General features: G+C 63.4%; 1 protein-coding gene and 1 tRNA gene. One reads left to right on the forward strand and one right to left on the reverse strand.

Translation table 11 applies throughout. From position 1 onward, the window contains the following. Positions 1 to 602 precede the first annotated feature (602 nt). Positions 603 to 2,282, forward strand: coding sequence for a recombinase family protein (locus F1542_RS16780; protein ID WP_193733997.1), 1,680 nt, complete (start codon positions 603 to 605; stop codon positions 2,280 to 2,282). Here F1542_RS16780 and F1542_RS16785 read toward each other — a convergent pair. Further along, positions 2,239 to 2,315: transfer RNA gene (locus F1542_RS16785), tRNA-Met, on the reverse strand. The two genes, F1542_RS16780 and F1542_RS16785, sit on opposite strands and share 44 nt — an antisense overlap. Positions 2,316 to 2,365 lie beyond the last annotated feature (50 nt).

The raw sequence follows: 2,365 nt of genomic DNA on the forward strand, positions 1-2,365 counted from the left end.
ACAATGGCTCTGGACATATAACCATGACAGACCCAACATGGGGAACAGCGGGCTAACCCCCGCCCAGAAACTAAAAACAGCTGCCTGAATTCTCATTCAGCACCCCACTAAAAATGGGGGGATTACCCGTGGGCGAAGAGCGGTGGCGCGTCCGCTCATCCGGCCTGCCGGAAGAACGGCACTTCCGTATCGTTCATGACTTGCCCTCCCCTCTCGTGCCGCCGCCGCAAGCCAGTATTTGTACGACGCGCCTCTATCCAGGACTACCCATAACTACGATTCCGCACTCTGGAGCACGCACAGGTGCGACCTTCCACAATGCGGATTTCCTTTGAAATAACAGTCATCTGTCCGGATCGTGTGTCTGTTTTCCTTGCCTTACGGTCGGAAGAGAGCAACGATGACAGACGGACCCAGCCAGTCCATTGCCCCGGCGTATCGGCCGCCCGAGCCCGAGTTGCGGCTCGTCCTGCGACCCAACGCGCCCGACCCGCGCCTAGTGGCGCTTGTCCGCCTCATGGCGCGCCGCGCGGCACGGGACTGGTTCCGGTCGCAGCAACAGGAGCAGCGCCGCCGCTCCGGACCGTAAGGGATACCCCGTTATGAAGGTCGCGCTCTACGCCCGCTATTCGTCCGATAACCAGCGCGACGCCTCGATCGCCGACCAGCTTCGGGTGTGCCGCACCCACGCGGAGAAACAGGGCTGGACCATCGTCGAGGAGTATACCGACCACGCCATATCGGGCGCATCCCTGATGCGGTCTGGCATCCAGGCGCTGATCGCCGATGCACAGCGCGGGCGCTTCCAGATCGTGCTGGCCGAGGCCATGGACCGCCTGTCCCGCGACCAGGAGGACATCGCCGGCATCTTCAAGCGCATGAACTATGCCGGCGTGCGGATCGTCACCCTCTCCGAGGGCGAGGTCTCTCACCTCCATGTCGGCCTCAAGGGCACAATGAACGCGCTGTTCCTGAAGGACCTGGCTGAGAAGACCCATCGCGGCCTGCGAGGCCGGGTCGAACAGGGCAAGTCCGGCGGCGGCAACGCCTACGGCTATGACGTAGTGCGGAAACTCGACGCCAATGGCGAGCCGATCCGGGGCAACCGGACGATCAACCCACACGAGGCGGAGGTGGTCCGTCGCATCTTCCGCGACTTCGCCGCCGGACTGGGACCGCGCGCCATCGCCTTCCGCCTCAATGACGAGGGTATCCCGGCACCGGGCAGCGGCGCCTGGGGTTTTTCGACCATCAATGGCAACCGGCTACGCGGCACCGGTATCCTCAATAATGAGATGTACGTGGGAAGGCTGGTCTGGAACCGCCAGCGTTTCATCAAGGATCCCGATACCGGCAAACGCCAGGCCCGCCCCAATCCGGAATCCGAATGGGTCATCCAGGAGGTGCCGGATCTGCGGATCGTCGATCAGGACCTGTGGGACGCCGTCAAGGCGCGGCAGGCCAGCGTCAGCGCCAGCCGGGACACACGCAATACCTCATCGCCCGACCATTTCCGCGAGAAACGCCGTCCGCGCTACCTGTTCTCCGGCCTGAGCAAATGCGGCTGCTGCGGTGGCGGCTATTCGATGATCTCCGGCACCCTGCTTGGCTGCTCGACAGCCCGCAACAAGGGCACCTGCGACAACCGGACCAATATGCGCCGCGAGGACCTGGAGCGGCGCGTCCTCGATGCCCTGCGCCACCACCTGATGGATCCGGACCTGTTCGCGGAGTTCTGCACCGCGTTCACAGACGAGATGAACCGGCTGCGCATGGAGGCTTCCGCCGACATCGGCGCAGCGGAATCAGAACTGAAGCGGGTCGAGCGCGACATCCAGCGCCTGATGGATCTCTACCTTTCGGAAGCGATCTCGATCGAGACGGTCAAGGAACGCGGATCGAAGCTCGAAGCCCGCAAGACAGAACTCAAGGACTTCCTCGCCACCGCCGAGGCACCCCCGCCCCTGCTCCATCCCCAAATGGCAGAGCTCTACCACCGGCAACTCGCACGTCTGCACGACATGCTGCATTCCGAACTGAACGAGAAGCGGCAGGAGGCGGCCGAGGTGATCCGCTCGCTGATCGAGGCGATCATCCTCACACCGTCCGACAAGGGCCTCCAGATCGATGTCCGGGGAGATCTGGCCGGCATCCTGATGGTGGCGTCAGGCGGACAAACGAAAACCCCAGCCCGTTTCCGGACTGGGGTTCGTGATGCGTTGGCATCGCAAGTTCAGATGGTTGCGGGGGCAGGATTTGAACCTGCGGCCTTCAGGTTATGAGCCTGACGAGCTACCGGGCTGCTCCACCCCGCGGTGGTGAGGGGTGACTGGAAGACCTGGCGGCGACCGACTTTCCCGTGCCT

The organism is Komagataeibacter sp. FXV3, from assembly GCF_015155755.1.
Classification (GTDB): domain Bacteria; phylum Pseudomonadota; class Alphaproteobacteria; order Acetobacterales; family Acetobacteraceae; genus Komagataeibacter.

What these genes read in the sequence shown, in the direction of transcription:
- F1542_RS16780 (WP_193733997.1), top strand. Translation starts at nt 603, where the DNA reads ATGAAGGTCGCGCTCTACGCCCGCTATTCGTCCGATAACCAGCGCGAC.